This is a genomic window from Streptomyces sp. NPDC101166, from assembly GCF_044768125.1.
Lineage (GTDB): Bacteria > Actinomycetota > Actinomycetes > Streptomycetales > Streptomycetaceae > Streptomyces.
The window spans coordinates 232,445-253,291 of record NZ_JBIWPF010000007.1; the positions used below are offsets into that span (position 1 = coordinate 232,445).

17 protein-coding genes, 1 tRNA gene and 1 pseudogene are annotated in these 20,847 nt (G+C 71.3%); 9 read left to right on the plus strand and 10 right to left on the minus strand.

Annotation, left to right across the window (positions count from 1 at the left end; genetic code table 11):
* Nucleotides 1–5: 5 nt before the first annotated feature.
* Together ACIRS4_RS15450 and ACIRS4_RS15455 are read left to right on the plus strand one after the other, a co-directional pair.
* Nucleotides 6–665: pseudogene (locus ACIRS4_RS15450) on the plus strand (potassium channel family protein); the annotation flags it as partial.
* Between the two features lie 34 nt (nucleotides 666–699).
* Complete coding sequence (locus tag ACIRS4_RS15455) at nucleotides 700–1,683, plus strand: NAD(P)H-quinone oxidoreductase (RefSeq protein ID WP_404195209.1); 984 nt, start codon at nucleotides 700–702, stop codon at nucleotides 1,681–1,683.
* Between the two features lie 41 nt (nucleotides 1,684–1,724).
* Here the strand turns inward: ACIRS4_RS15455 and ACIRS4_RS15460 are convergent, their stop codons facing one another.
* Entirely contained in the window at nucleotides 1,725–2,219 is a 495-nt protein-coding gene (locus tag ACIRS4_RS15460; RefSeq protein ID WP_404195211.1) for a hypothetical protein, read from the minus strand.
* 175 nt (nucleotides 2,220–2,394) lie between these two features.
* Here ACIRS4_RS15460 and ACIRS4_RS15465 point away from each other — a divergent pair, with 175 nt between their 5' ends.
* Entirely contained in the window at nucleotides 2,395–2,943 is a 549-nt protein-coding gene (locus ACIRS4_RS15465) for a bacterial proteasome activator family protein (RefSeq protein WP_404195214.1), read from the plus strand.
* A 106-nt stretch (nucleotides 2,944–3,049) separates the two neighbouring features.
* Here the strand turns inward: ACIRS4_RS15465 and ACIRS4_RS15470 are convergent, their stop codons facing one another.
* Nucleotides 3,050–4,702, minus strand: coding sequence for a protein kinase (locus ACIRS4_RS15470; protein ID WP_404195216.1), 1,653 nt, complete (start codon nucleotides 4,700–4,702; stop codon nucleotides 3,050–3,052).
* A 344-nt stretch (nucleotides 4,703–5,046) separates the two neighbouring features.
* Here ACIRS4_RS15470 and ACIRS4_RS15475 point away from each other — a divergent pair, with 344 nt between their 5' ends.
* The 4 genes from ACIRS4_RS15475 (at nucleotide 5,047) to ACIRS4_RS15490 (ending at nucleotide 10,940) form a co-directional block, all read left to right on the plus strand.
* On the plus strand, nucleotides 5,047–6,651 hold the full coding sequence (locus ACIRS4_RS15475) for a protein kinase (protein ID WP_404195219.1): 1,605 nt from the start codon (nucleotides 5,047–5,049) through the stop codon (nucleotides 6,649–6,651).
* Between the two features lie 609 nt (nucleotides 6,652–7,260).
* Nucleotides 7,261–8,523, plus strand: a complete 1,263-nt coding sequence (gene pdhA / locus ACIRS4_RS15480; protein WP_404195221.1) for a pyruvate dehydrogenase (acetyl-transferring) E1 component subunit alpha — start codon at nucleotides 7,261–7,263, stop codon at nucleotides 8,521–8,523.
* A gap of 1 nt (nucleotide 8,524) precedes the next feature.
* Nucleotides 8,525–9,502 carry an alpha-ketoacid dehydrogenase subunit beta gene (locus tag ACIRS4_RS15485; RefSeq protein ID WP_404195223.1) on the plus strand — a complete coding sequence of 326 codons (978 nt, stop codon included), beginning with the start codon at nucleotides 8,525–8,527 and terminating at the stop codon, nucleotides 9,500–9,502.
* 10 nt (nucleotides 9,503–9,512) lie between these two features.
* A complete protein-coding gene (locus ACIRS4_RS15490; RefSeq protein WP_404195226.1) occupies nucleotides 9,513–10,940 on the plus strand; it encodes a dihydrolipoamide acetyltransferase family protein in 1,428 nt (475 codons plus the stop codon).
* Between the two features lie 82 nt (nucleotides 10,941–11,022).
* Here ACIRS4_RS15490 and ACIRS4_RS15495 read toward each other — a convergent pair whose 3' ends face one another.
* The 5 genes from ACIRS4_RS15495 to ACIRS4_RS15515 all read right to left on the minus strand — a co-directional run bounded on the left by ACIRS4_RS15495 (nucleotide 11,023) and on the right by ACIRS4_RS15515 (nucleotide 16,708).
* Nucleotides 11,023–12,045 (minus strand): Bro-N domain-containing protein, encoded by a 1,023-nt coding sequence (locus tag ACIRS4_RS15495; RefSeq protein WP_404195228.1) that lies wholly within the window; start codon nucleotides 12,043–12,045, stop codon nucleotides 11,023–11,025.
* 146 nt (nucleotides 12,046–12,191) lie between these two features.
* On the minus strand, nucleotides 12,192–14,507 hold the full coding sequence (locus tag ACIRS4_RS15500; protein WP_404195231.1) for a hypothetical protein: 2,316 nt from the start codon (nucleotides 14,505–14,507) through the stop codon (nucleotides 12,192–12,194).
* A gap of 3 nt (nucleotides 14,508–14,510) precedes the next feature.
* Nucleotides 14,511–14,582 (minus strand) — tRNA-Ser (locus ACIRS4_RS15505).
* Between the two features lie 111 nt (nucleotides 14,583–14,693).
* A complete protein-coding gene (locus ACIRS4_RS15510; RefSeq protein WP_404195234.1) occupies nucleotides 14,694–16,049 on the minus strand; it encodes a nitrate/nitrite transporter in 1,356 nt (451 codons plus the stop codon).
* Nucleotides 16,046–16,708, minus strand: coding sequence for a GntR family transcriptional regulator (locus tag ACIRS4_RS15515; RefSeq protein ID WP_404195237.1), 663 nt, complete (start codon nucleotides 16,706–16,708; stop codon nucleotides 16,046–16,048). The genes ACIRS4_RS15510 and ACIRS4_RS15515 overlap by 4 nt, the downstream gene beginning before the upstream one ends.
* A 200-nt stretch (nucleotides 16,709–16,908) precedes the next feature.
* Between ACIRS4_RS15515 and ACIRS4_RS15520 the strand changes: the two genes are divergently transcribed.
* Nucleotides 16,909–17,811 (plus strand): D-alanyl-D-alanine carboxypeptidase family protein, encoded by a 903-nt coding sequence (locus ACIRS4_RS15520; RefSeq protein WP_404195240.1) that lies wholly within the window; start codon nucleotides 16,909–16,911, stop codon nucleotides 17,809–17,811.
* Nucleotides 17,812–17,923: 112 nt separating this feature from the next.
* Here ACIRS4_RS15520 and ACIRS4_RS15525 read toward each other — a convergent pair whose 3' ends face one another.
* Complete coding sequence (locus tag ACIRS4_RS15525; RefSeq protein ID WP_404195242.1) at nucleotides 17,924–18,748, minus strand: maleylpyruvate isomerase family mycothiol-dependent enzyme; 825 nt, start codon at nucleotides 18,746–18,748, stop codon at nucleotides 17,924–17,926.
* Between the two features lie 230 nt (nucleotides 18,749–18,978).
* Between ACIRS4_RS15525 and ACIRS4_RS15530 the strand changes: the two genes are divergently transcribed.
* Nucleotides 18,979–19,779: a carbon-nitrogen family hydrolase gene (locus ACIRS4_RS15530; RefSeq protein WP_404195245.1), complete on the plus strand. Its 801-nt coding sequence runs from the start codon at nucleotides 18,979–18,981 to the stop codon at nucleotides 19,777–19,779.
* A gap of 56 nt (nucleotides 19,780–19,835) precedes the next feature.
* Here the strand turns inward: ACIRS4_RS15530 and ACIRS4_RS15535 are convergent, their stop codons facing one another.
* Entirely contained in the window at nucleotides 19,836–20,330 is a 495-nt protein-coding gene (locus tag ACIRS4_RS15535; RefSeq protein ID WP_404195247.1) for an LURP-one-related/scramblase family protein, read from the minus strand.
* 168 nt (nucleotides 20,331–20,498) lie between these two features.
* A complete protein-coding gene (locus tag ACIRS4_RS15540; RefSeq protein ID WP_130439019.1) occupies nucleotides 20,499–20,744 on the minus strand; it encodes a DUF6458 family protein in 246 nt (81 codons plus the stop codon).
* Between the last annotated feature and the right edge of the window lie 103 nt (nucleotides 20,745–20,847).

Sequence of the window (20,847 nt, forward strand, 5' to 3'; positions counted from 1 at the left end):
TTCCCTTGCGCGACCACACTGTCGTCGTCGGCTTCGGCACGAAGGGACGGTCCGCGATCCGGACCGCCTGCGCGGCGGGGCTGCGGAAGGAGCAGGTCGTGGTGATCGACCCCGGAGCGAAGGTGATCGCGGCGGCCACGGCCGAGGGCTATGAGGGCGTGGTCGGCGACGCGACCCGCAGCGATGTGCTGCGCAAGGCAGAGGTGCAGCGGGCGGGGCGGATCATCATCGCCACCGAACGGGACGACACGGCGGTCCTCGTGGTGCTGACCGCCCGCCAGCTCAATCCCCGGGCGAAGATCGTGGCCGCGGCGCGCGAGGAGGAGAACGCCCCGCTGCTGAAGCAGTCCGGCGCCGACGAGGTCATCACCAGCGCCGGTGCCGCCGGACGTCTGATGGGGCTGTCGGTGCTCAGCCCGGCGGCCGGAGTGATCATGGACGATCTGATGCGGCAGGGCAGCGGCCTGGACATCGTGGAGCGCCCGGTCACCAAGGCCGAATCGGGGCGCAGTCCTCGGGAGACGGACGATCTGGTGGTGAGCGTCGTCCGCGGCCATCGGATCCTGGCCTACGACGATCCTGCCGTGGGCGTCCTGGAGCTGACCGACCGTCTCGTCACCATCGTGCGGATGCCGCCGGAGCGGCCGGCGGCACCTCGCCTCTGAACCCGTCCAGGAGCGGAGGAGTAGCGTCCCTCTCATGTATGCGATCACGATTCCCGAACCTGGTGGTCCCGAGGCGCTGGTGTGGGACGAGGTCCCCGATCCCGTACCCGGCGAGGGCGAGGTGTTGGTCGAGGTGGTGGCCAGCGCCGTCAACCGCGCCGACGTCCTGCAGCGGCAGGGCTTCTACAACCCGCCGCCCGGCTCGTCGCCCTACCCGGGCCTCGAGTGCTCCGGCCGCGTGGCCGCGCTGGGCCCCGGCGTCACCGGCTGGGCCGTGGGCGACGAGGTGTGCGCCCTGCTCGCGGGCGGAGGCTACGCCGAGAAGGTGGCCGTCCCGGCCGGGCAGCTGCTGCCCGTGCCCGAAGGGGTCGACCTGGGGACGGCCGCCGCGCTTCCCGAGGTGACCTGCACCGTCTGGTCGAACGTCTTCATGATCGCTCATCTGCGCCCGGGCGAGACGTTCCTCGTGCACGGCGGCTCCAGCGGCATCGGAACCATGGCCGTCCAGCTGGCCAAGGCCGTCGGAGCGAAGGTCGCCGTCACGGCGGGCACCCCGGAGAAGCTGGAGCGGTGCGCCGAGCTGGGCGCGGACATCCTGATCAACTATCGCGAGCAGGACTTCGTCGAAGAGATCGAGAAGGCCACGGGCGGCGCCGGCGCCGACGTCATCCTCGACAACATGGGCGCGAAGTACCTGGAGCGCAACGTCCGAGCCCTGGCGGTCAACGGCCGCCTGGCGATCATCGGCATGCAGGGCGGCGCCAAGGGCGAGCTGAACATCGGCGCGCTGCTCACCAAGCGCGCCGCGATCAGCGCGACCTCCCTGCGGGCCCGCCCGCTGGAGGAGAAGACGGCGATCGTCGCGGCCGTCCGCGAGCACGTGTGGCCGCTGGTGGCCGCAGGGGGCGTCCGGCCCGTGGTGGACCGCGCGCTCCCGATGAGCGACGCGGCGGCCGCCCACCGGGTCGTCGAGGAGAGCGGCCACATCGGCAAGGTGCTGCTCACCGCCTCCCGCTAGGCAGAAGCCCCCGCGGGGCCGGGGGCGGGCGGCTCCGCGTCTCAGCCGCGGCGCAGGCGCAGGCCGAAGAAGGCGAGACCGCAGCCCAGCCCGATGAGGAGCAGTCCGCTGCCGAGCGGCAGGATGCGCAGCATGCGTCCGACGGGCTGCTCCTGGGCGGGGGCGGCCTGCGGCGAGGCCGAGGGCACGAACCCCGCCTCTCGGGGCGGCTCAACCGAGCCGTCGGGGTCCTCGCCCACGCCGCCCAGGTCCTCGTCGGCTTCATCGCCGTCCGGGTCGGCGTACCCGTCCTCGTCCCCCGGATCCGCCTCCAGGCTCCGCCCCGGCCGCGCCCGGCCCTCGCCGGCCCGGCTGCCGGCCCGGTCGGGCTCGCTGGGGGACGCCGACGGCGAGCCGGACGCCGTCACGGAGACGTACGACGAGCCGCTCCCGTACGAGGACCCCGCCGCGTGCGCCGCGCAGCCGCCGTACAGCGACCCGCCGGCCGCGAGCAACGCGGCCCCCGCTGTGCACAACCCCCGTCGCCATGGAGTCACGATCGTGACCCCCTCCCGGTGTTCAGGACGCCAGAAAAGTAGCCACAACACTCACATATCCACACACAAGCCGCATGGTGGACTGCTCCGAACGGAGACGGAACGGAGACGGTGGATCAGCCGTCTCCGGGGGCACCACGGTGATGAGGTGTGCCGGTGCGAGAGAATGGACCGCATGGAGATGCCGAGGAACGATAGGTCGTCGGAGAACGCCCAGAGGATCCTGGTCGTGGGTCAGGACGGGATGGCGCTCGGCGGCGCCGACGCGGACGACGACCCCCGTGAGATCCCGGTGACGGAGCAGGTCGAGCAGCCGGCGAAGGTCATGCGGATCGGCAGCATGATCAAGCAGCTTCTCGAGGAGGTGCGCGTGGCGCCTCTGGACGAGGCCAGCCGCGCCCGGCTGAAGGAGATCCACGCGAGCTCGGTGAAGGAATTGGAGGACGGCCTGGCGCCGGAGCTGGTGGAGGAGTTGGAGCGGCTCTCCCTGCCGTTCAACGAGGACGCCACCCCGAGTGACGCGGAACTGCGGATCGCGCAGGCTCAGTTGGTCGGCTGGCTGGAGGGCCTCTTCCACGGCATCCAGACCACGCTGTTCGCCCAGCAGATGGCCGCTCGGGCGCAGTTGGAGCAGATGCGCCGCGCGCTGCCGCCGGGCCTGAGTGGCAACGAGGGCGGTGACGACCCGCGCACGGGCGGCCGCTCGGGCGGCCCGTACCTGTAGGGCCGTATCCGCAGGACACAGCAGGACTCAGCACACAGAGCAGGACACAGCAGGGCCCGGCGCGCCGACGCCGGGCCCTCGTCGTGTGCATAGCCCGGTGTACGCGTCAGGAGGGCGGATTCCCCGAGGACACGCTCAGCTCGATCTCGGGCATGTTCTCCGGGTCGACGTCCGTCCCCGCGGAGGGGAACTGGTCCATGACCGCGCCTTCGCCGTAGGTGTTCTCGTCGACGGTCTTGATCTTGATCTTCCAGCCGGCGGCCTGGAAGCACTCCTTGACCGACTTCACGTATTTGAACTGGAAGTCCGGCACCCTGATCTTGTCGGGGTCGTTGTAGGCCTCCTCCGGCTCGGAGCACTCCGACGGATCGATCGTCTTGGAGGTGTCCGGACCGCGATGGTCGGCCTCCTTCGTCGGCGCGGTCGAGACGCTGGAGCCGCCCGTGCCTTCTTTGCCGGTCGCGCGGTTCTCGCCGTCGCCGTTCGCGGCCAGGCTGCCGATGAGAGAGCCCGCGACCACCAGGGCGACGATCGTCGATCCGATGATCACGCCCTTGCCGCCCTTGCGGCCGCCGCCCTGGCCCGCGGCCGTCGGGTGCTGCGGGGCGAGGTTGTACGCGGGCGGGGTGTGCGGCGCCTGCTGGTGGGCGCCGTAGGGCGGGGCGGGCGTCTGGTAGCCGCCCTGCTGCGGGTAGCCGTACGACGGCGGGGGAGTCGAGGGGGTGCCGTACGGGTTGGGCGTCGGGGCGGGCTGGTAGGGCGTCCGGACGTCGCCCACAGGCGGCTGCGGGGCCTGGCCGACCGGCGGGAACACCGCCGAGCCGACGCCCGAGCCGCTCTGCGTGGGCGAACCCGCGACGATGCTCGGCGGGGCGGCCTGGAAGGAGGCCGCGACGCGCAGGCACTCGTCGCGCATGGCGACGGCGCTGGGGAAGCGGTCGTTGGGGTTCTTCTTCAGCGCGCGGGCGACGAGCGCGTCGACGGCCGGCGGCAGCGCCCGGTTGACGGAGGAGGGGGTCACCGGCTCCTCCTGCACATGCGCGTAGGCGATCGCCAGCGGCGAGTCCGCGTCGAACGGAAGCCGCCCGGTGACCAGTTGGAACAGCATGATGCCGACCGAGTAGAGGTCGGAGCGGGCGTCCACGCCACGGCCGAGGGCCTGCTCGGGCGAGAGGTACTGCGGGGTGCCGACGACCATGCCGGTCTGCGTCATGGAGGTGACGCCGGACTGCATGGCGCGCGCGATGCCGAAGTCCATCACCTTGACGACGCCGCGCTTGGTCATCATCACGTTGCCGGGCTTGATGTCGCGGTGGACCAGCCCCATCTCGTGACTGATCTCCAGGGCCGCCAGCACGTCCGCGGTGACCTTCAGCGCCTTGTCGGCGGGCATCGCGCCCTGCCGCCGCACGTCCTCGTCGAGCACGGAACCGAGCGGGCGGCCCTCGACGTACTCCATGACGATGTACGGAGTGGTCAGGCCGTCGAGGTCGTCCTCGCCGGTGTCGAACACGGAGACGATGTTGGTGTGCGTGAGCTTGGCCACTGCCTGGGCCTCGCGGCGGAAGCGCTCACGGAAGGCCTGTTCGCGACCGAGTTCGGTGTGGAGTGTCTTGATCGCGACCTGTCGGTCGAGCACGGAGTCGTAGGCGAGGTGCACCGAGGCCATACCGCCCTCGCCGAGCAAGTCGCGCAGCTGATAGCGGCCGCCGGCGAGCGCCCGCCCCGCGTACCGGCCCTGTGCGCCGTCCTGGCTCATCTTCTGCGTCCCCCGTAAGGCCCCCGGGCGCCCTGCTCGCCGTGGCTCACCGTTGATCGAAAGTGCTATTCCCGGCCAAGTCTGCCCGAGGGCACTGACACGTCAAGCTCGGTGCCCGTTCCGTGACCGTACGCGAAAGAAGCGTCGCGCAAGCGTTACAGCGGGCGTACGCCCGGTACACACAATTTGCACGTGGGTACGGAAAGCAGGTTTGATGACCGGTCCGTCTCCGGTCGGCGCCGGGGCTCATCCCGGACCGGCGGCTTGCGCTGAGGCTGTAGCGTGGCCGACGGAGACCGTAACAACACCGCGCGCACCGCGGGCAGAAACGACGGCGAGGACTGATGGCACAGCAGCAGCGCGCCCAGGGCCCGTCCGACCCCGAGGCGACTGGCGGCGGTATGTCAGATGCGCCGGAGTTGTGGGGCAACGGCGGACTTGTCGGGGACGGCCGGTACCGGCTGACCGGCAGACTCGGCCGGGGCGGCATGGCGGAGGTGTTCGCAGCCGAGGACGTGCGCCTCGGGCGCACCGTCGCCGTGAAGCTGCTGCGCGCCGACCTTGCCGAGGACCCGGTGTCCAAGGCGCGCTTCACGCGCGAGGCCCAGTCGGTGGCCGGATTGAACCACCACGCGATCGTCGCCGTGTACGACTCCGGCGAGGATGTGGTGGGCGGCCAGAGCGTGCCGTACATCGTGATGGAGCTGGTCGAGGGCCGGACCATCCGCGACCTGCTGCTCAACGCCGAGGCGCCGGGCCCCGAGCAGGCCCTGATCATCGTCTCCGGCGTCCTGGAGGCGCTGGCGTACTCGCACCAGCACGGCATCGTGCACCGCGACATCAAGCCGGCCAACGTCATCATCACGCACAACGGCGCGGTGAAGGTGATGGACTTCGGCATCGCCCGCGCCCTGCACGGCGCGTCCACGACGATGACCCAGACCGGCATGGTCATGGGCACTCCGCAGTACCTCTCCCCGGAGCAGGCTCTCGGCAAGGCCGTCGACCACCGCTCCGACCTGTACGCCACCGGCTGCCTGCTGTACGAACTGCTCGCGCTGCGCCCGCCGTTCACCGGTGAGACGCCCCTTTCGGTGGTCTACCAGCATGTGCAGGACATCCCGGTGCCGCCGTCGCGGAGCTCGGACGGCGCGTGCCCGCCGGAACTGGACGGCCTCGTCATGCGCTCCCTCGCCAAGGAGCCCGACGACCGTTTCCAGACCGCGGAGGAGATGCGCGGCACGGTCCAGTACGCCCTGCAGATGCTGTACGACCAGGGCGGCCACACCGGCACCTGGAACACCGGCCCGGTCGACGCGGCGGCCGGGGCGGGCGCCGCGGCCGCCTTCGCGAGCACCACGGTGATGGCGCCCGGCGGTGGGGGCCCCAGCACCTCGCAGATCCCCCAGCCGATCCTGCCCCAGGGGTACGGCAACGGCGACGAAGGCGGCTTCGAGGGACACGGCAACCGGGGCAGCGGCCGCGGCAAGCTGTGGATCCTCGCCGTCCTCGCGGTGATCGCGATCGCCGGCGGCGTGGCCCTGGCGCTGAACAGCACCGGCAACAAGGGCGGCGGCGAGAAGACCACGCAGTCGCCGTCCGCCTCGCAGTCCTCCCCCCAGGCGACGCCCAGCGCGTCGCAGACCGAGGACCAGAGCGAAGAGCCGACGACCGATCCCACGGAGAACGACAACGGCTCCAACGGCGGCTCCTACTGGACGCCGTCGGAGCAGCCGTCGTACACGCCGTCCGAGCCGGAGACCAGTGATCCGTCGCCGGAGCCGTCGAAGACGGTGACGAGCGACCCGGCGAGCCCGGAGCCGTCGAACCCGCCGACCACCGACCCCGGCACCGCCGACGGCGGGACCGGCGACGCCAGCGGCGGTGCGGACGGTGGAGCCACCGAAGGCGCGGTCCAGGGCGGCACCACCCTCGGCGCCGGTGGCTGACCGGGCCCGGCTCGCCACCTCGCTCCTCGTCCCTCACGCGCGCGTGGGGCCCTGAACCGTCAGGGCCTCACGCGCGCGTGGCGGTTCCGGCCCCGAAGGGTTCTGATCTGCGCCTTGTCGCAGAGCGTCACCGAGCATCGCGAGCGGTCCGCGGCGGTCGACCTGACGGCGACAGGGGCCGCCGACCCGCGCGCGGGGGGCGCGTGCCCGTCCCATGCGCCCGCGCGCGTCGCCGCGTCCGTGCGCGCGCCCGGCCGAAAAGCTGAATTCCTCCTTGTGGCGTCCAGGGCGCGACTCGCACGCGAACTCTTCCCGCGACCTGGGTGCGCGGGATAACGTGCCGTTGCTCCGGCCTCCTGCGAGGCTGTGACCAGGGTCCTTCCCGACTTTGCCGATTTACTTGGATATCCAAGCAAAAACGCAGGTCAGGTGGGGTTTCACAGAAATGTGTCGCACTGGGTAACGTGAGGCTTGCAGGGCGCTCGCCGGGGCAACCTGTCACGCCTGTTCCGGCCGAGTGGCACCCACCCCGTGCCCGGGTGCCGGAATCCAGGTGAGCCGCACTGGCCACCCGGCAACCCCGGGGGCCGGACCGACGGAGGAGCACACGTGACCGTGGAGAGCACTGCCGCGCGCAAGCCGCGACGCAGCGCCGGAAGCAAGGCCGGCGCCACCGGCACCGAGGCGGCGGGCGCCCCCCGCGCCGCGGCGGCCAAGGCCACCGGCACCAAGCGCACCACCCGCACCACCGCCGACCGGGGCGCCGAGCCCGAGCTCGTGCAGTTGCTGACGCCTGAGGGCAAGCGCGTCAAGAACGCCGAGTACGACCCCTACGTCGCCGGCATCACCCCCGAGCGCCTCCGCGGCCTCTACCGCGACATGGTCCTCACCCGCCGCTTCGACGCCGAGGCCACCTCCCTTCAGCGCCAGGGCGAGCTGGGTCTGTGGGCCTCGCTGCTCGGCCAGGAGGCCGCCCAGATCGGTTCCGGCCGGGCGCTGCGCGACGACGACTACGTCTTCCCGACCTACCGCGAGCACGGCGTCGCCTGGTGCCGCGGCGTCGACCCGGCCAACCTGCTCGGCATGTTCCGCGGCGTGAACAACGGCGGCTGGGACCCCAACGGCAACAACTTCCACCTCTACACGATCGTCATCGGCTCCCAGACGCTGCACGCGACGGGCTACGCGATGGGCGTGGCCAAGGACGGCGCGGACAGCGCGGTCATCGCCTACTTCGGCGACGGCGCCTCCAGCCAGGGAGATGTCGCCGAATCGTTCACCTTCTCCGCGGTCTACAACGCCCCCGTCGTGTTCTTCTGCCAGAACAACCAGTGGGCGATCTCCGAGCCGACTGAGAAGCAGACCCGCGTCCCGCTCTACCAGCGCGCCCAGGGCTTCGGCTTCCCGGGCGTCCGCGTCGACGGCAACGACGTCCTGGCCTGCCTCGCGGTCACCGAGTGGGCCCTGGAGCGGGCCCGCCGCGGCGAGGGCCCCACGCTCATCGAGGCGTACACGTACCGCATGGGCGCCCACACCACCTCCGACGACCCCACCCGCTACCGCCACGACGACGAGCGGGCCGCCTGGGAGGCGAAGGACCCGATCCTGCGTCTGCGCCGGCACCTTGAGGCCTCAAACCACACGGACGAGGGATTCTTCGCGGAACTCGAGGCCGAGAGCGAGGCGTTGGGCAGGCGAGTGCGCGAAGCGGTCCGTGCCATGCCGGACCCGGACCACTTCGCCATCTTCGAGAACGTGTACGCGGACGGGCACGCGCTCGTCGACGAGGAGAGGGCCCAGTTCGCCGCCTACCAGGCGTCGTTCGCGACTGAGTCCGACAACGGCTTCGCCGCGGGCGAGGGGGGAAACTGACATGGCGGAGAAGATGGCCCTGGCCAAGGCGATCAACGAGTCGCTGCGCAAGGCCCTCGAAGCGGACCCCAAGGTCCTCGTCATGGGTGAGGACGTCGGCAAGCTCGGCGGCGTCTTCCGGGTGACGGACGGGCTGCAGAAGGACTTCGGGGAGTCCCGCGTCATCGACACCCCCCTCGCCGAGTCCGGCATCGTCGGCACGGCCATCGGCCTGGCCCTGCGCGGCTACCGCCCGGTGGTGGAGATCCAGTTCGACGGCTTCGTCTTCCCGGCCTACGACCAGATCGTCACCCAGTTGGCCAAGATGCACGCCCGCTCCCTGGGCAAGGTCAAGATGCCGGTCGTCGTCCGCATCCCCTACGGCGGCGGCATCGGAGCGGTCGAGCACCACTCCGAGTCCCCCGAGGCGCTCTTCGCGCATGTCTCGGGACTGAAGATCGTCTCCCCGTCGAACGCCGGCGACGCCTACTGGATGATGCAGCAGGCCATCCAGAGCGACGACCCGGTGATCTTCTTCGAGCCCAAGCGGCGCTACTGGGACAAGGGCGAGGTCGACGCCGAGGCCATCCCCGGCCCGCTGCACAAGGCGCGCGTGGTGCGCGAGGGCTCCGACCTGACCCTGGTCGCCTACGGGCCGATGGTCAAGCTCTGCCAGGAGGTCGCCGACGCGGCCGCCGAGGAGGGCAAGAACCTGGAGGTCCTGGACCTGCGCTCGGTCTCCCCGCTCGACTTCGACGCCATCCAGGCTTCCGTGGAGAAGACCCGTCGCCTGGTCGTCGTCCACGAGGCGCCGGTGTTCTTCGGCTCGGGCGCGGAGATCGCCGCCCGGATCACCGAACGCTGCTTCTACCACCTGGAGGCCCCGGTGCTCCGGGTCGGCGGCTACCACGCCCCGTACCCGCCGGCGCGCCTGGAGGAGGAGTACCTGCCGGGTCTGGACCGGGTGCTCGACGCCGTCGACCGTGCCCTGGCGTACTGAGGAGAGGGTCGTGACGACGATGACGGAAGCGTCCGTACGCGAGTTCAAGATGCCCGACGTGGGCGAGGGACTCACCGAGGCCGAGATCCTCAAGTGGTACGTCCAGCCCGGGGACACGGTGACGGACGGTCAGGTGGTGTGCGAGGTCGAGACGGCCAAGGCCGCCGTCGAACTGCCCATCCCCTACGACGGCGTGGTCAGCGAGCTGCACTTCCCCGAGGGCACCACGGTCGACGTGGGCATGTCGATCATCGCGGTGGACGTGTCCGGCGGCGCCGCGCCCGCACAGGCCCAGGACCGGACCGAGGCCCCCGCGCAGGCCGAGGCTCCGGCTCTGGCCCCGGAGCAGGCCGCCGAGGCGAAGCCGGAGGGCGGCTCCGGCCGTCAGCCGGTGCTCGTCGGATACGGCGTGGCCGCGTCCTCCACCAAGCGCCGCCCGCGCAAGTCCCCGGCAGCCGCCGCCGTACAGGCGGAGCTGAACGGTCACGGCAGCGCGCCGGCGGTCGTGAAGGAACGCCCGCTGGCGAAGCCGCCGGTGCGCAAGCTGGCCAAGGACCTCGGAGTGGACCTCACGACGGTGGTCCCGTCCGGCCCGGACGGCATCATCACCCGCGAGGACGTCCACGCCGCGGCGGCCCCCGCCCAGGCGGCCCCTCCGCAGCCGGTGCCCGTCCCCCAGCAGGTCACCGCAGTGGCGCCCGCCCCCCAGGCCGTGGCGGCGGCGTCGTACGACACCACGCGCGAGACCCGCGTCCCGGTCAAGGGCGTCCGCAAGGCCACCGCGCAGGCCATGGTGGGCTCGGCGTTCACCGCGCCGCACGTCACGGAGTTCGTGACGGTCGACGTGACGCGCACGATGAAGCTCGTCGAGGAGCTCAAGCAGGACAAGGACATGCAGGGCCTGCGGGTCAATCCGCTCCTGCTGATCGCCAAGGCCCTGCTGGTCGCCATCAAGCGCAACCCGGAGGTCAACGCGTCCTGGGACGAGGCGGCACAGGAGATCGTGGTCAAGCACTACGTCAACCTGGGCATCGCCGCGGCCACCCCGCGCGGGCTGATCGTCCCCAACGTCAAGGACGCGCACGCCAAGACGCTCCCGCAACTGGCCGAGTCCCTGGGCGAACTGGTCGCGACGGCGAGGGAGGGCAAGACGTCCCCCGCCGCCATGCAGGGCGGCACGGTGACCATCACCAACGTCGGCGTCTTCGGTGTCGACACCGGCACGCCGATCCTCAACCCCGGCGAGTCCGCGATCCTCGCGGTCGGCGCGATCAAGCTCCAGCCGTGGGTGCACAAGGGCAAGGTGAAGCCCCGCCAGGTCACCACGCTCGCGCTGAGCTTCGACCACCGTCTGGTGGACGGCGAGCTGGGCTCCAAGGTGCTCGCCGACGTGGCGGCCGTCCTGGAGCAGCCGAAGAGGCTGATCACCTGGGCCTGACGGATTCAGGGCTGTAGATTGAGACACGAAGGGACGGCCGCAACTTCGGAATGCGGCCGCCCCTTTTCTCATGAGGCCCCGTTCAGGGACGCTTGAGCACGTACACCGGCTCCCCGTCCGCACTTGAGCCCATGGATTGGATGCAGGCGTGCTTGCGCAGCAGACGCAGGCATTCGTTGACCCGCTGGACCGGGAGTCCGGTGCGGGCCGCGATCGACGCGAGCGGCTGACGCAGCTCACCCTGTTCCACCAGGAACGGCGCGATCACCACCGCGACCGCCCACACGTCCGAGGTCACGGACAGCCGCTGCCGCCAGTCGGCCAGCACGGCCTCGGTGGTCGGGTGCGCGGAAAGCCGGGCGATGGGCGCCGGGCGGTCCAGGGACAGCACGTCGAGACGGTTGGCGATGCGGTCCATGGCCTGTGCGATGGCCTGCTGCGCGACGAGCACGGCTCGCTGCAGGTCCAGCATCTCCCGCTGGACGTTGAGCGTTTCCCGGTGCATGCCGAGCGTTTCCCGCTGCGTGGCGAGCAACTCCTTCTGCACCGCGAGTGATTCGCGCTGCGTCGCTGAGAGGTCCTCGTCCGTCTGGAGGTTGTGCGCCTCCAGCCGGACGATGGCCTCCGCGACCTGCTCGGGCATCGCGTACGCGATCGGCGCACCCGGGCCGAGGGGCTGCACTTCGGCCTCCTGCAGCGTGTACGAACCCTCTCTCTGCACGCTCTCGATCACCTCGGCGACCCACTGCTTGAAAGGGGCGCAGGCGGGCTTGGTGCACGCGTTCACGAGCAGGACGAGACCCTGCAGAGAGATCATGTTCAGGTCTCGACGCCACTCTCTACCTGCGGGAACGCTGAGACCGTAACCTCCAGTTAGGGTCTCGAGAATCTCTCGATGCCCCTCCGGGACGTGGTCGGAGAGTGCTTTCTGGGTGTTGGTGTGCCCCAGTCGCTTGCAGACGTCCACCGCCGGGAACCAGTGCGCTCCGTCGGGCATCGTCAGCCTGCGGACCCGGGTCCCGGTGGCCGCGTAGACGAAGTCGCTGACATCGATCGCGTCGTGCTGAGCCCGGGGGCCGGGCTGGTGCTTGCTGGGTTCGATCATGTGAACCACCTCCGACGCGGACCATAGGGCGGCGAAAATCGAATATGCCAGCAGCACCGGAGTGGTTCACGATTGCGAGGGAAGAGCGCCGATTCCGCTGCGGAACGGCATTAGCGGAGGTATGCCGCCCCCGACAGCTGCCCTGGTCAGCGCGCCACAGCGGGGCCCCGCAGCCAGTGCCCCTCCGTCGTCCACCCCAGCAGCCGACGGCCCGTGCCGTCCTCCGCCGAGCGACCTGCCGCGACCTGATGCAGACCCGTCAACGCCGGGCCCAGACGGAGCGCCACGTGCCGGGCGTGGCGGCCGGCCTCCTTGGACAGCCAGGTCAGAGTGCGCGTCTGCTCCGCCTCCGAGCACAGCGACAGGAAGAACACCATCTGCCGCCAGGCGTACGCCACGTCCTTGATCGCGCTGAGCGGCCGCGGGTTGCCGTACAGGCGTGCGGTCAGCCGGCACACCGTGCCGAAGCAACGGCGTGCGAGGTCCTCCCAGCCGGGGGCCGGGGCGATGCCCACCCGGTGTACCAGGGTGGCCAGGTTGTGCGTGGTGAGGATCTGCGACTGCTCGATCACCTTGCCGTTCGCCGCGGTCGACCCGTACCCGTACGACCGGGCGGCCCAGTCGACCTTGGCCCGCGTGGCGCACAGCCGGGCGAATCCCGGCGAGGTCCGCGGCCGGAGCTCCCGGATGAGTGCCTCACCCGTCTCGGCGATCGCCAGGTTGCGGACGGCCCGGTAATCGATGGCGTAGTACCGCTCGTAGAGGGAGCCGCCGCCGAGCAGATCCGCCGCGATCCGGGCGGAGGTGAGGAACTTCGGGGTGAACGTGCCCATGAAGATGTCCGCGGCGAGCTCCTGGACGAGCGGAGCGCCCAGGTCCGCCGCGCGCGCGAGTTCGGACAGCTCGCGGACGAGCGGGTTGGGCAGGATCGTGCCGGGGAACGCCTGCACGGCCAGCTCGCCCAGCCGCCGCAGCGCGAGCCGGGACACCTCGTCCGCCCCGGCGTCGGACCGCTGCCGGGCTACGGCCCGCACCCAGGGCAGCTCCTCCACGCGCACCTGCCGTTCCAGATGGAGCAGCAGCAGTGAACGGCGGTTGCGGAACGCCCGGTAGTTCGCGGCGGCCAGGGTGCGCAGCGCGTCGTCCGGGTAGGCCTGCGCGGTGGTGGCGGCGACGAGCTGGGGGACCAGCTCGGCCAGCACCTCCGCCGACGGCACCGTCCCGCGCTCGACCAGCGTGCCGACGGGCGCGCTCAGCGCGGCCTCGACGGGCCGCCGCAGCGCGGGCGGGATCGCCGCGCCCACCGGCAGTCCCGTCTCCCGGGCCTCCCGCTCGTCCACTCCGGCGACGAGCGGCGCGACCTCGGTGACGCCCGTTTCCTGGGGGAGGACGGACAGCCGGCTCAGCACCAGCTGCGCGAGCGCGTGGTGCGAGGGCAGCGCCGCCTGGGCGGCCTGCTCCCGGCGCAACCGTGTCAGCCGCCCGGAGCCGGGCAGCCCGCGCCGCGCCACCATGGAGGTGACGGCGTGCCGCAGCAGCCCGAGCCGACGCGGGTCCAGCGTGCGCCCGGCGACAGCCTCCTCCAGCGCGCCCCGCAGGATCGCCTGGTTCTGCTTGGGGTCGAGGTGCTTGGTGCAGTAGGTGTGCAGGCGGGCGAGCCGGGCGTAGCGGCGGAGCAGCTCGGCGCCCCGCTCGTGCCACGCCTCGTCGGGCGTGCGGGCCAGGATCAGGACCTCTCCGTCCTCGGCCGTCTCCAGCCAGTGCGCCAGCAGTTCGTCCGTGAAGGGATGCCAGACGGCCAGCGCTTCCCGCTGGGTTTCCACGGCCGTGCTGGGCCGCCGCCGCCCCAGCATGTCGGCGGCGTCGCCGACGGTCAGCCGGTGGACCGCGTCGGCGTCGGGCGCCGGCCGGGTGGAGGGCGCGGGCGTGAACCGCAGCCGGCCGGCGAACGGGAGCAACTCCTCGACGAGGTCCAGCGCCGCGTCCGTCTCCCCGGCCCGGGCCAGCCAGGCCACGGTGAGCAGGGCGGCTTCCTCGGGCACGGTCACCTCGTAGCGTCCGCTCTCCAGGAGTTCGTGGAGCCGCCCGAGCCCTTCCTCGGACAGCCAATACGTGAACAGCGCCCGCCGGTTCTCCGGAACGCCGGCCCGGCGCGCGACCTCGATCTCGTCCGCGCGCAGGGGTCCGCCGGCACTCGGGGCGCCCGTGGCGAAGCCGCCGCGCACGACCTCAGGCGTCACCCAGGCCGGCAGACCGGCGACGGGAGTGCGCGAACCGATGGAGAGGAGCCCGTTCGCCATGCCGGCCAGGACGGACCGCCAGGCGCGGCCCCGTTCCTCCGCGCGTCGACGGGTGTCGGGGTCCCGGTGGGTGCGGGCCGTGCTGAGGGCCCTGGCCAGTTGGCCGGACGCGTAGCCCGGGTTGGCTTCCACGGAGTGCTGCTGCTCAGCGTCGTCCTTCATAAGCCGACGTGGCGGGTGCCGCCCCCGCGCCCTCCGGGTCTCAAGCCCGGTGCTCTGCTGTTGAGCTACACGTCGATGGCGACGACGGTAGGTTTCCAAGGGCGGTACAGGCAAAGGGTTTTCAGGGCAGGGGGCAGGTCTCCGACATGTCGGTCACGGCACCAGGCGGCCGCCGGTCCGTCCCGGCTAGACGGGGACGTGCACCGAGGACACCCGGCTCGCGATCAGCCGTTCCCGTTCCCGGCGGGCCGCGCGTGAGCGCAGTCGGAGGATCTGGCTGACGCCCAGTGCCTGGAGGACGAAGACGGAGGAGAAGGCCACGGTGTAGTCGTCGGTCGCGTCCAGCAGGACGCCGACCGCGAACAGCGTCGTCATGGAGGCCACGAAGCCGCCCATGTTGGTGATGCCGGACGCCGTGCCCTGCCGCTCGGGCGGGTTGGCCGGGCGCGCGAAGTCGAAGCCGATCATCGACGCGGGTCCGCACGCCCCCAGCACCGCGCACAGCGCGACCAGCAGCCACATCGGGGCGTGCGCGCCGGGCCAGGCCAGTGTCGCGGCCCACAGCAGGGCGGTCGTCCCGACGGTGCCGAGCGCCAGCGGCAGCCGGGCCCCGTGGTGCCGGGCGACGACCTGCCCGTAGACGAGTCCGACGGCCATGTTGGACAGCACGACGAGGGTGAGCAGTTCCCCGGCCGCCGCCCGGCTGAGCCCCTGTGCCTCGACCAGGAACGGCAGCCCCCACAGCAGCAGGAACACCATCGCCGGGAACTGGGTGGTGAAGTGGACCCACAGCCCCAGCCGCGTTCCCGGCTCCCGCCAGGAGGCGGCGATCTGCCGTCGTACGTACGCGGCCCCCTGGTGCGGGAAGGGCTCGGGCTCGTACCCCTCGGGGTGGTCCTTCAGGAACAGCACCAACAGCACGAGGACCACGACCCCGGCGAGCGCGCTGCCCGCGAACGCGGCCGTCCAGCCGACGCCGTGCAGCAGCCGGGCGAGCACCAGCGTGGAGACGAGGTTGCCGGCCATGCCCGCCAGTCCCGCGAACTGGGCGACCAGCGGTCCGCGCCGGGCCGGGAACCAGCGGGTGCCGAGCCGCAGCACGCTGATGAACGTCATCGCGTCGCCGCAGCCGAGCAGCGCCCGCGAGGCGAGCGCCATGCCGTACGACGGTGAGAACGCGAACCCGAGCTGCCCCGCCGTGAACAGCACGACGCCGATGCCGAGCACCTTCTTGGTGCCGAGCCGGTCCACGAGCAGCCCGACCGGTATCTGCATCCCCGCGTACACCAGCAGCTGGAGGATGGAGAAGGTGGACAGGGCGGAGGCGTTCACGTCGAAGCGGTCGGCGGCGTCCAGGCCCGCGACCCCCAGGGACGTGCGGAAGATGACGGCGACGAAGTAGACGCAGACGCCGATCCCCCACACGGCGACGGCGCGACGGCCGCCCGGCGGGTCACCTGGGAGGGTGAAGTCGCTCCCCCGGCCGCACGGCTTCCCCGGCCCGCCGGAGTGCTCGCGGTCCCCGGGCTCCCCCGCCCTCATCGGAGTTCCCCACGGGCCAGGTGTGAGAACCAGCCCACGTGCCGGTGCACGATCCGGACGGCCTCCTCGGCGTCCCCGGCGCGCAGCGCCCGCAGGATCTCCTCGTGTTCGACGAGGGTCTTGGCGATCCGGTCGGGGTGGGAGTGCAGGACGGCGACGCCCATCCGCAGTTGCCGGTCGCGGAGTTGGTCGTAGAGCCGGGAGAGGATCTCGTTGCCGCCGCTGCGGACTATCTCGGCGTGGAAGCAGCGGTCGGTGACGGCGGCGCCGGCCAGGTCACCGGCGGCGGCCTGCGCCTTCTGCAGTTCGAGCAACTCCTCCAGGCGGGCGAGGAGTCCGGCGGGGGCGGGGACGGCCTTGCGGGCCGCGTGCTCCTCGACCAGCATCCGCGTCTCCACGACGTCCGCGATCTCCTGGGCGGACACCGGGAGCACCAGGGCTCCCTTTTTTGGGTAAAGCTTGATCAGACCCTCCGCCTCCAGCCGCAGCAGCGCCTCCCGCACAGGTGTGCGCGAAACGCCGACGGCCTCGGCGAGTTCTCCCTCGGTGAGAAGAGTGCCTCCCTCGTAGCGGCGGTCCAGCACACCCTGTTTGACGTGGGCGTAGACGCGCTCTGCGGCGGGCGGCCGCCTGACGGGGGCGGGTGGGGCGGACGGCATGCGGACAGGATAGATACAACGCGTACGCATGGGTACGAGCCGTCCATCATGCGGACCCGGGGGGTGTGATGTGGAAATCGGTTGCAGCGAAAGCGCAACCATCTGTGCTACTTACGTGTCACACACATGCGGCCCCTTTTCTTTCTCCCCTTCAACCCGGCCGCACCGCAGGGGCATTCGACGTAATCGGGGTATTTCAGTTGATAACCGCCACCCAGGGCATCAGGACCCGCCGAGCCGCAGCCGTCGTCGTCACGACCGGCGCGATGCTCGCCTCCGGTGCCCTCTTCGCGGCGCCCGCGCAAGCCGTTGCGACGCCCACGATCGCCGCCAAGACCGGCTACGTGATGAACAACGCCAACGGCGCCGACCTGTACAACAAGGGTATGAACACCCGGATGTCCACGGGGTCGACGACGAAGATCATGACCGCGAAGGTCGTGCTCGCGCAGTCGAACCTCAACCTGGACGCCAAGGTCACGATCCAGATGGCCTACAGCGACTACATCGTGTCGAAGGGCGCCTCGTCCGCCCGGCTGATCGTCGGCGACAAGGTCACCGTCCGTCAGCTGCTGTACGGGCTGATGCTGCCGTCCGGCTGCGACGCCGCGTACGCGCTCGCCGACAAGTTCGGCACCGGTACGACCCGTGCCGCCCGCGTGAAGTCGTTCATCGGCAAGATGAACGCCCAGGCCAAGGCACTCGGCATGACGAACACGAAGTTCGACTCGTTCGACGGCATCGGCAACGGCGCCAACTACTCGACGGCCAAGGACCTGACGAAGCTCGCGAGCAACGCGCTCAAGAGCCCGACGTTCCGCACGGTCGTCGGCACCAAGTCGTACACGGCGAAGACGACCACCAAGACGGGCTCCACGCGCACCATGGCGCCCTGGGTCAACACCAACACGCTGCTGAGCAGCTACAGCGGCGCCATCGGCGTGAAGACGGGCTCCGGCCCGGAGGCGAAGTACTGCCTCGTCTTCGCCGCGACCCGCAAGGGCAAGACGGTCGTGGGCACGGTGCTGGCCTCCACGAACGCGACCGTGCGCGCTCAGGACGCGACGAAGCTGCTCAACTACGGTTTCGCGCGCCTCGGCTGACGCCACGGCGTCTGTGCACGCAGCGGGCCCGTCGTGAACCCTCACGGCGGGCCCGTTGCGTTGTGCCGTGGCGCCCGTCGGGCCCCGCCCGGTTCCGGGCGGTGGCGCGGTGCTACTTCGTCACGGCGAAGTTCCGCAGGATCGCTTCCGTCAGCTCCGGTTCGCCCTCCGCCTTCACCCGGTCGGCGACCGCCTCCGGGGTCACCCGGCCGCAGGCCAGGCGGACGTAGGTCTCCCAGTCGAGGGAGAAGGCGGCGGCCGGTCCGAGCGCGGGGACCGTCTCCAGGGTGCCGCGGCCCTGGATGTCGACGCGGATCGTGCGCAGGAACTCCACCGGACCGTGCACGTCGAAGACGACCGCGGAACTGCGCGGGGCGTCGGCCCGGTCGGCGACGACGGCGGGCAGCTCGCCCAGCAGCACGTCCCGCGCGATGTGCGCGCCGGGGGAGTCCAGGTTGCCGGGACGGCCGAGTGCGGCGCGCAGGTCCTGCTCGTGCACCCACACGTTGAACGCGTGGTCGCGCATGGACCGCTCCAGGGTCAGCTCGGTGCCGAGGGGGCCGCGCACGGTGGCGCCGGGCGCGCGCGACTCGTTTCGCAGCTGGCGGTTGCGGCGGATGATCGTGTACTCCAGCTCGGACGTCATCTCCGGCGCGGTGTGGTGCCGGCGGACGTCGACCTGGACCTCGAAGTAGCGCTGGAGGTCGGTGGCCACGTGGAAGAGGTCGCGGGGCAGGGAGTGGATCGGCCGCGGGTCGCCGTACATCTCGCAGTCCAGGCCGATGACGTGCGAGACGATGTCGCGCACCGACCAGCCCGGGCACGGCGTCCGGCGGTTCCAGTCCGCCTCCGCCAGGGGCTGCACCAGCTCGGATATCGCTTCGATGGAGTGGGTCCAGGCGTCGGCGTAGGGCTGGAGGGTGGGAGGCAGACTCACGGAACGGGACCCCTCGGCGGTCGGTACACGGGCGGGCTGGTGGTGGCGGCGTTGCCAGCGGGAGGTGGCGGTCGGCTGCTGTCGGCGTCGTCTGGGGTGCTCCCCGGTCCTCGGCTGGGCTCGAACCGGGGGAGACCCCCAAGTTACGCTGCTGGGAGTCACCCCGGCAGTGCTTTCGTGTGACGATCGTAGGCCCGTGTGGACGACTCGAATGCCAGGACGGTGGTAGTGTGCGCGCCTCTCTGATCCAGATCGCCGTGGAAGAGGGCGAATCGGTGCGAGCCCGGCGGGTCCGGGCCGGGGCTCTCGTACGGGAGCAGGCCGGCGCGGACCTGGTGGTGCTGCCGGAGTTGTGGACGACCGGCGCGTTCGCCTACGACGCGTTCGCCGCCGAGGCCGAGCCGCTGGAGGGGCCCACGTTCGAGGCGATGGCCAAGGCCGCGAGCGACGCGGGCGTGTGGCTGCACGCGGGCTCGATCCCCGAGCGGGACGCCGCCGACGGCGCCCTCTACAACACCACTCTCGTCTTCTCCCCCTCCGGCGACCTGGCCGCCTCCTACCGCAAGATCCACCGCTTCGGCTTCGACAAGGGCGAGGCGGTGCTGATGGGCGCGGGCCGGGACCTGGTGACGGTACGTCTGCCGCAGACGACCGTCGGCCTCGCCACCTGCTACGACCTCCGTTTCCCCGAACTCTTCCGCGGTCTCGTCGACGCGGGCGCCGAGACCCTCGTGGTGTCGGCGGGCTGGCCGGAGCGCCGCCGGTCGCACTGGACGCTGCTGGCCCGGGCGCGGGCGGTCGAGAACCAGGCGTTCGTGCTCGCGTGCGGAACGGCCGGGACGCACGCGGAGGTTCCGCAGGCGGGTCACTCGATCGTGGTGGATCCGTGGGGCGAGGTGCTGGCCGAGGCCGGCCAGGGCGAGGAGGTCCTCACGGTCGACTTCGACCCGGCGAAGACCGCGACGACGCGTGAGCAGTTCCCGGCCCTGAAGGACAGGGTGCTCGGCCTGGAGCCGCCCCCGCGTCGCTGAGCCACAGCACGGTCGAGTCGCAGCTCCCGCCGGGATCGCCCGGCGGGCGAAGTGGCTCAGTCCTCCCGCTCCTTCTCCGCCAGGTGGATCACGCACACCGCGACCGCGATCAGCAGCGCCGGATCCGCGTCCTCCCGGACGACGTCCACGCCGTACGTCTCGCGCACGTGCAGCCAACGCCGGGAGACGACCGCGAGGAGCTCCCCGTCGTACTCGACGGCGAACTCCCGGTCGAGGATCTTTCCGCTGACGTCCAGTTCGGTGCTTCCGTCCGCCAGGGACACGCGGTAGTGGTTGCGCAGCAGCGACAGCCGTTTGCGGCGGATCGTGGCCAGCGGTTCGCCGTCCCGTTCGATCACCATGGTGTCGCGCAGCGCGAACATCTTCTGGTGGATGTCGATCAGCACCCGCCCCTGGGTGTCCTTCAGCTCGAAGGTGTCCCGAACCCGGATCGCCTTGCCGTCGACGAGGTAGACCTTGTTGCCCCGGTCGTCCTCGATCCAGTAGTCGTCACCGAAGCCGAGGATCCGGTCGCGTACGAGGAATCTCATGACGGTACGGCTTCCCCGGCGCCCCCCGGGGGACGCAGCCACTAGCCCGACGGGCCGAGCGTCCGACCCGGCTGCGGGGCGGCGCCCTTGATCCGTTTCAGGAGCCCGTCATCGGTCCGTTCGAGGAGCCGGGCGACGTGTGCCCGCCGGGGAAGTCCCCCGCGGTGGTCACACGCCGTACCCGTCGCTGTATCCGTCCCGGCGCCGGTCCGTCTCGACCACGGTGGTCGAGGCCGGGGGCACCATCACGCGGCGGCGCCGGGCGATGCTGCTGAAGGTCGTCACGCCGATCAGGCCGACGATCATCAAGATGATCCCGACAAGGTCGAGGTTGACCCCTTGCATGTCCCAGTCGGTCGCGAACGTGAGGATGGCTCCCACGGCGATGAGGATGATGCACCCGCCGAGGCCCATGAGTGTCGCCTCCCTGTCCGGTGTACCGGTCGTTCCGGTCCCTGACTCCGGATACCCCGGGAGGCAACTTGCATGCGGGGGCTCACCCTTGGCACCGGGGCCG